Origin of the sequence: Methylobacterium sp. WL8 (assembly GCF_008040045.1) — a bacterium.
Lineage (GTDB): Bacteria > Pseudomonadota > Alphaproteobacteria > Rhizobiales > Beijerinckiaceae > Methylobacterium > Methylobacterium cerastii.
Window position 1 is genome coordinate 113975 of record NZ_VRVF01000006.1, and the last position, 6594, is coordinate 120568.

7 protein-coding genes are annotated in these 6594 nt (G+C 71.2%); 2 read left to right on the plus strand and 5 right to left on the minus strand.

Features of this window, described 5'->3' with window-relative positions; all coding sequences use genetic code 11:
* Nucleotides 1-5: 5 nt before the first annotated feature.
* A complete protein-coding gene (locus FV234_RS04215) occupies nt 6-1130 on the plus strand; it encodes a hypothetical protein (protein ID WP_147828199.1) in 1125 nt (374 codons plus the stop codon).
* Nucleotides 1131-1163: 33 nt separating this feature from the next.
* Here FV234_RS04215 and FV234_RS04220 read toward each other — a convergent pair whose 3' ends face one another.
* Together FV234_RS04220 and FV234_RS04225 are read right to left on the minus strand one after the other, a co-directional pair.
* Nucleotides 1164-1781, minus strand: a complete 618-nt coding sequence (locus tag FV234_RS04220) for a cyclic nucleotide-binding domain-containing protein (RefSeq protein WP_147751785.1) — start codon at nt 1779-1781, stop codon at nt 1164-1166.
* Nucleotides 1782-1876: 95 nt separating this feature from the next.
* Complete coding sequence (locus tag FV234_RS04225) at nt 1877-3205, minus strand: NAD(P)/FAD-dependent oxidoreductase (protein WP_147828200.1); 1329 nt, start codon at nt 3203-3205, stop codon at nt 1877-1879.
* Between the two features lie 197 nt (nt 3206-3402).
* On the opposite strand from FV234_RS04225, the gene FV234_RS04230 reads away from it, so the two are divergent.
* Nucleotides 3403-4113: a sulfate transporter family protein gene (locus FV234_RS04230; RefSeq protein ID WP_147828201.1), complete on the plus strand. Its 711-nt coding sequence runs from the start codon at nt 3403-3405 to the stop codon at nt 4111-4113.
* A 34-nt stretch (nt 4114-4147) separates the two neighbouring features.
* Here the strand turns inward: FV234_RS04230 and FV234_RS04235 are convergent, their stop codons facing one another.
* The 3 genes from FV234_RS04235 to FV234_RS04245 all read right to left on the minus strand — a co-directional run bounded on the left by FV234_RS04235 (nt 4148) and on the right by FV234_RS04245 (nt 6189).
* Entirely contained in the window at nt 4148-5329 is a 1182-nt protein-coding gene (locus tag FV234_RS04235; RefSeq protein WP_147828202.1) for a complex I NDUFA9 subunit family protein, read from the minus strand.
* 160 nt (nt 5330-5489) lie between these two features.
* Nucleotides 5490-5873 carry a CsbD family protein gene (locus FV234_RS04240; RefSeq protein WP_147828203.1) on the minus strand — a complete coding sequence of 128 codons (384 nt, stop codon included), beginning with the start codon at nt 5871-5873 and terminating at the stop codon, nt 5490-5492.
* 103 nt (nt 5874-5976) lie between these two features.
* Nucleotides 5977-6189: a CsbD family protein gene (locus tag FV234_RS04245; protein WP_147828204.1), complete on the minus strand. Its 213-nt coding sequence runs from the start codon at nt 6187-6189 to the stop codon at nt 5977-5979.
* Between the last annotated feature and the right edge of the window lie 405 nt (nt 6190-6594).

The window sequence follows — 6594 nt, forward strand, 5'->3', positions numbered from 1 at the left end:
TCGGCATGGCGGGCGTCGCGACGGAGAAGGCCACGGTTCCGGGTCTCGCCACGCGCATGGCTGCGTTCCGCAGCCTCGGCGGCAATTGCGAGTTCGGCTTTGTACAGCGCTATTGCGGCGCCGAGCCCTCGGGCCTGCTCCGCTTCTCCTACACGCCGCTCGACGACCTGATCGATGCGCTGGAAACCCGCTTCGAGCGCTACGGCGCGCCCTCGGACCTCGTGCTGGCTCCGACCGAGACCGGCGTCTACTATTGCCGGAGCCGGACCTACAACATCTGGTCGAACACGCAGCGGACCGTCGCGGGCACCGACCACGACGCGCTGCTCGAACGCGAGTACGGCCGGGTCGCGCACCTTAAGGCGAGGATGCTCGCCGACCTTGCCACCGGCGAGAAGATCCTCGTGCGAAAGGCCGACGCGGGACAGACCGACGCCGACTTCCAGCGCCTGGCCGAGGCGGTCTGGCGCCACGGCCCCTCGACCCTGCTGCGGGTGAGGGAAGCCGCCCCGGGCTCGGCGACCGAGCCGCTCCGGCGCACCGGCGACCTTGTGCTCGAAGGAAGCGTCCGGCGGTTCGCCCCCGGCGAGCAGGCCTGGGACGTCGAGCTCGAATCCTGGGTCGCGCTGTGCGACGCGGCCTACGCCGCCCGTGCCGGCGTGGCGCCGGCCGCGCTCGCCGCCGCGCCCTCGGCCGACGCGATGCGGCTTCCGCGCCGAACGACGCTGCACGCGGCGCATAATCAGCGTCCGGGTTTCAGCGCCTACACTAAGCTCCTCGACACGACGCGGTTCGATCCGGCCACGCCCTACGTGTTCTCGGCCTGGATCCGCATTCCGGCGGACGCGTCGCCTGAGCGCATTTTCGCCGCGTTGGGCCGTGAGCGCCTGGGTTGGTGCGACGCCGACCTGGGCATCCGCGACCGGTGGCAGCGGATCTGGGCTGCGGGGCGCGTCGGCGACGGGACCGACCGCCCCTGCGTCGGCCTCGGCCTGATCGGGGATGCTGGCGACCGATTCGAGTCCCGCGACTGGCATCTGCGGGAGGGGGCGGTGCCCGACTGGTCGGCCCCCCCGCCACCGGAGGCGATGGGCTTTTTCGCGCGCCTGCGCGACCGACTTGGGGGCTGATCCGGGTTCGATTGTCCAAGCAGGGCGTGCAGCTCAGACTATGTCGCCGCCCACTGAGACCGGCGCGTTCGCGCTCTGGAACAGCCGCTCGCTCGTGAGCTTGAGGAAGCTGAAACCGAATTCCGGGTTCTGGTAGTAGAGCTGCTTGACCGCGGAATAGGGCACCTCCAGCGCCCGGCCAGCCTCCGTGCAGATCAGCGAAGCCGTGCGCCGGTTGCCCGGCGAGAGTAGGCCGAGCTCGCCGACGATGCCGCCGGCCCGCACCTCGATTTCGTATTCCGGAATGCGGAAGCAACCGGCCTCGACGTAGTACATCGTCGTCGCCTCCTCGCCCTTGGCGAAGAGCGCGGCGCCGGCCGCGAAGGCGCGCTCGGTGCCGTAGGGCTTGAGCCAATCGAGGGAGAGGTCGCCCTCGGCGGCCGTCTCCACGTCGCGCACGAGCCGGACCATCTGCCAGAGCCGCCAGGCGTTGAACGGGATCTGGATCGCCTCCGTCAGCACCACCGGCATGCTGCCGATCAGCAGCCCGTAGGTGATGACCGCGGCGCTCGCGACCAGCGAGATGATCCTGAGGGGGATCATCGTACTCATCGCCGAGGCCGAGATGGTCAGCGCCGTCCCGAGATAGCCGATGCCCTCGACCCAGTTCATCAGACGGCCCCGTTCCGCGTCGCGATCGCACGCCGCCTGATGCATCGCGTTTCGGGGCTGACCGCAAGACGATCCGGCGCCGCCGCCGCATCCCGTCAGGCGGCTGTGCCCATCCGGATACGCTCGGCGACGGCGACGGCCGCGCGCACGCCCTCCTCGTAGGCGCCGCCGGCGGTGCCCCATTGCTCGCGCGACAGCGCCTCGCCGGCAAACCAGATCGTCCCGCCGACCGCCTCATGGAGCACGCGGCGTGCACCCGCATGGCCGGGAGGCACCGAGGCCCAGGAGCCGCGCGACCACGGATCGTGGCGCCATTCGCTGACCGCTGGGATCGACAGGTCGTGGAGGCGGCGCGCTCCGAAATGGTCGGCCAGCGTCGCGCGCACGCGGCGGCGCAGCCCGTCCTCCCCGGTGCCGGCCGCGTCGATCTCGGCGGCGCCGACCGCGTCGAGGTCGAAGTAGTGGAACGGCGTGTCGTCGATCCGCGTGAGCAGGCCCGGCGGGCTGAGTCGGCTGCCGACGAGGCTCGCGAGGCGGTCCCGACCGCGGAACGGGCTCGCCGGCCAATGCAGCACCGCGTGCTCGTAGATGCCGGCGCGGAACCCGTCGATCGCCGCGCGAGTCGGCGCGGGCAGGGCCGGAGAAAAGGCGACGGCGTCGCGCAGCACCATCATCGGCACCGTCACGACCACCGCGCGGGCCTTCAGGCTCCGGCCGTCGGCGGTGGCGATGCGGACGCCGACGCCCGACCAGTCGATCCGCGTCACCGGACAGTTCAGCGCGATCGGCAGCTCTTGCGCGAGGCGGGCGAGGTAGCCGCCGAAGCCGCCGGCGATGAAGAAGTTGTCGCCGTATTCCATGCTGGGGAAGTCGTGCAGCGAGACCTCCTTCAGCGGGCGGCCAGAGACCAGCCCGTGGACCAGGGCGACGCGGGCGCCCCAGGGGCCGAGGCTGCGGGGTAGGGCGCTCGCCGCGGAGCGGTCCGGGCCGTCCTCGGCGGCGCCCGCATGCATCGCCCGGTCGGCGCGGTCGAAGGACCGGGCCGAGGCGGCGACCTCGGACGGCCGTCCCGGGCGGCGTCCGACCCAGACGTGGCCCTCCTGCGCGGCGCGGCGGAGGGGCTCGCCGCGGGCGAAGCCCAGCTGCACGAGGGGGTTGATCGGCCCGGCATGAAGCCAGTGCGCTCCGAGGTCGATCGCGTGACCGCGCAACGTCGTCGTCACCGTACGACCGCCGACGCGGTCCCGCGCCTCCAGCACGGCGACCGACAGGCCGGCGGCGATCAGGGTGCGCGCGGCTGCGATCCCGGCGGCGCCCGCTCCGACGACGACCACGTCGGGGTCGGCGGGCAGCGGGGCGAGCCTGGGCGCGACGCTCGGCCGGAACCGGGCATGCGGGGGTGGCGTGTCGAGCCTCGGTCTCATGCGCCGGTCACCATCCTTCTCCTCGTACCGGTCCCGGCGGTGGGCCACCCGCCCGGTGGTCATCTCGGATCACGCCGAACGCCACGACCCGTGCGGCTTTCCAGACGCGTGCACGGCTGCACGACGCCCTTGCGGCGGCGGGATCGGGACACCACAACCGCGATGCGCCGAACCACGGCGGCAGACGGGATCACGGCATGCTCATCCAGTCGGCACTCGCGGCCCTGCGCCAGACCTTCTCCCCGCCGCTCCGCGCCATCCTGTGGAAGTCGCTCGGGTTGACGCTCGGCATCCTGGCACTGGCCTGGTTCGGGCTGACGCGGCTGATCCAGTGGTTCCAAGCGAGCCACCACATCTCGCAATCCTACCCCATCCTCGACAGCCTCGCCTATTTCCTGGCCGGGTTCGGGCTCTTCGTGGCCTTGGCCTACCTGATGCCGGCAATCTCGATCCTGGTCGCCGGGTTCTTCCTCGACGACGCCGCCGAGATCGTCGAGCGAACCGACTTCCCGAACGACCCGCCGGGCCGCCCGATGCCATGGGGCTCGGCGATGCTCTACGCCATGCGCTTCGCCGGCCTGACCCTGCTGGTGAACCTCGCCGCTTTGGTCATCTTCTTCGTGCCGGTCATCGGACTGGCGGCGTTCTTCGCCGCCAACGCCTACCTGCTGTCGCGCGAATATTTCGAGATGGCCGCCGCCCGCTACCGCCCGCTGGCGGAGGCCGGCGAGATGCGCCGCGCGTTCTCCGGCACCACGATCGCGGCGGGCTGCCTGCTCGCCGGGATGATGGTTGTGCCGGTGCTCAACCTGCTGACGCCGCTCTTCGGCATCGCGCTGATGGTGCACGTCCACAAGCGGCTGACGCACCGGCTGCCGGCGCCCGCTCTGCAAGGCCGACTTCGCTAGGACGGCGAGGACATCCCGCTGGCGCCACGAGGCCCTAGCTGCGGGTGCCCCAGCGCTGGCCCATGCCCGGCGATCCACCGGCATCGGCCCCGATCGCGGGACCGGACGCGCGCATGGGCCGATGCTGCGAGCCTTCGCCCATGGGCGTCGGGGCGATCATGTCGGGGATTTCGGCCTGCTCCTCGGTGCCGCGCCCCTTGGCGAATTGACCGGCCTTGCGGAAGCGCCAGAGATAGCCCGGCACCACGGCCTCGGCGGCGGTCGGCTGGATGCCGAGACCTTCGAAGCAGCGCCCCTCGGCCTTGGCGGCCTCCGAGACGACGTTGTCGTTCTGCAGCAGGACGACCTGGTCGCGGGTCAGCTTGAGGTCGGCCGGCAGCAGCCCGAGGGTCAGGGTGTCGGCGAGCTCCATCGCGCGGGCCTGGATCTTGGCGAGCGGAAGCGGCAGCGAAACGACCATGCGCTTGCGCATCGTCGTCTCCAGCATGTAGCGCACGAGGTGATCGAGGGTCGCGACCTCGGGGCCACCGAGCTCGTAGACCTTGCCGCCGGGCACGCGGCCGTCGGTGGCGAGCGCGATCGCCTCGGCTACGTCGCCGACGAAGACCGGCTGGAAGCGCGACTCGGCGCCGGCCAGCGGCAGCACCGGCAGGAACCGGGCGAGGCTGGCGAAGCGGTTGAAGAAGCTGTCGCCAGGACCGAACACGAGGGAGGGCCGGAACACCACCGCGTCGGGCCGGGCGGCGAACACTGCGGCCTCGCCCTCGGCCTTGGTCCGGGCATAACGCGATTCGGAGTTCCGGTCGGCGCCGATCGCCGAGACGTGGACCATCGCGGCACCCGCCTTCGCCGCCGCCCGCGCGATCTCATCGGGCCCGTCGACCTGGAGACGCGAGAAGCTCTGCGCACCGGTTTCCTGAAGGATGCCGACGAGGTTGATCACCACGTCCGCGCCCTCGACCGCGCGCCGCACCGATTCGGGGTAGCGCAGGTTCGCCTGGACGGCGACGATCTGGCCGACCTTGCCGAGCGGCTGGAGGAACAAGGCGAGGTCGGGCCGGCGCACGGCGACACGGATGCGGTATCCGCGCTTGGCCAGCGCCCGGACCACGTGACGCCCGAGGAAGCCGGAGCCGCCGAAGATCGTGACCAGCTGCGACGCGGGCCGCGTCAGGGACGGGGTCAGATGGGTGTTCGGTGTGCTGGAGCCGGTCATCGCCTCGTCTCGGTCTGTCTGGCCTTCGGGCTCGGGGGTGTCGCCGCCCCCGGTCACCCTTTCCTTAGACCATTTTCGCCGACGACACGCGCCGCGCAGGCGACGAAACGGCGACTTGATCGCCGCATCCCCGCCTGCGCGTCACTCACGTGCGAGACGCTCAGCGGTCCCCGCTCAAGAGCCAGCCGAGCCCGAAGGCCGCGGCGGCGACGATCGCCAGGGTAGCGCCCTTGTTCTCGTCGGCGCGTCGGGCAGCGTGGCGGCCGTGATGTTCTGCGCGATCGCGATAATGGCGTCCGCGACTCGCGGCCTCGTCGGCGATGGCGCGGCCGCGGGCGCTGGCCTCGTCGATCAGGTGCTCGCCGTCGCGGCGCCAGACCTGGGCGGTGTCGCGGGCGCGGCCGTAAGCGTGCTGCGCGGCGCCTGCCGCCTGGTCGATCGCGCCGTCGAACTGGCGCCCGGGGTCGCCGCTCACGGCGCCGACGGCGGTCTTGGCGCGGCCGCGCAGGTGGCGCACGCCGCCTTCGAAACGATCTCGGTTCATGATCTCGTCCTCGTCCTTCGATGTCGGGGGGCGGCGATGGCACGCCCCGCGGATGGGGATCGGGGCTGCACGAGTGCGGCCCCGATCCCGGTCACCGAACGGATCAGATCTTCTTGACGGCGTCGGCGGCCGTCTGGGCCGCGCCCTTCACGCCGTCCTTGGCGTCGCCGACGGTCTTCTGGGCTTCGCCCTTCAGCTCCTGGGCCTTACCCTCGGCCTGCAGCTTCTCGTTGCCGGTGACGTTGCCGACGCCCTGCTTGATGTTGCCGACGGCCTCGTTGGCCAGGCCCTTGATCTTGTCGGTGGTGCTGCTCATCGGGAAGCTCCCTGCTCGTTCAGCGACCTCGGTCCGGCCTCGCGGCGGCGCCGCGAAGCGTGACCGAATGCTGTCGGGATGTCCGAACGGCGGGCTCCTGCGAAGGTTCCAAGGCGCCCGCGGACGCGCGAAAGCGTGATCGGACGGCGCGCACCCGGCCGGTGCGGGGCCGCCGCTAATGCATTTTCAAGCGAGGTGGATGCCGGCTCGCGTGACGAAAATGCGACCACACAGCAGGTTAGAGCATTTTCCGTGATCCAGAGATCACGGAAAATGCTCTAGCAGGCTGCTGCAGAAGTCGCTGGCAGGCTTGTCGCGGAGATGATTCACTCTGTTAGAGGCAGGGGTGGGATCAGGCGATGCGCGGGCGCGGAGATCGGTCGGAGAACCTGTTCAGCTACGTCC